At 70.6% G+C, this 514-nt stretch carries 1 protein-coding gene; it reads right to left on the bottom strand.

Annotated features, from left to right (window positions below; translation table 11 throughout):
- Positions 1-310 precede the first annotated feature (310 nt).
- A partial coding sequence (locus tag KUM44_RS37050; RefSeq protein ID WP_217214164.1) for an aldo/keto reductase occupies positions 311-514 on the bottom strand: 204 nt, incomplete at its 5' end.

Raw genomic sequence — 514 nt, 5'->3', positions numbered from 1 at the left:
AGCGTCCCCGCTCCATGATCGGCACCGACGCCCGAGTCCGCCAACTCAACCTCTGCCGCCACTGCTTCGACCTCGTCGCCGCCGGCGCCTGGACGATCGAGGCAGGCGAATGGCCGGCGCGTTCTCTCCGAGTTCCTTCGCGACGGTGGTACTCGCCGACAGGTCGATGTCGGCGAGTACCACTGCCGCGTCGAGCTCCCGCCTTGCAAAAGGCCTGAGCCCCCGCCCGGTACCCCCTGCTATCGGCACTGGCCCGCGTGCCGCCTTTGGCCGATGGGCCCGGCGTCGCATGCGCGTGTGCTTGGCGCGGTCAGTCTGTGGTGAAGCTGGACAGCATCGCGGCGGGGTAGCGGCTGCCTGCCGAGCCGTGGGGAAGGATCTCAGTGATGCGGGCCAGATCAGCGGCGGAGAGCTGGACGTCGGTGGCGCCGGCGTTCTCCTCGAGGCGCTTGGTGCTGCGGGTGCCGGGAATGGGCGCGATGTCCTCGCCCTGGGCGAGCAGCCAGGCCAGCGC

This window comes from Streptomyces sp. AC550_RSS872, from assembly GCF_019049285.1.
GTDB lineage: Bacteria > Actinomycetota > Actinomycetes > Streptomycetales > Streptomycetaceae > Streptomyces.
The sequence above is the reverse complement of the archived record's forward strand: the minus strand, read 5'-3'. Positions and strand labels throughout refer to the sequence as shown.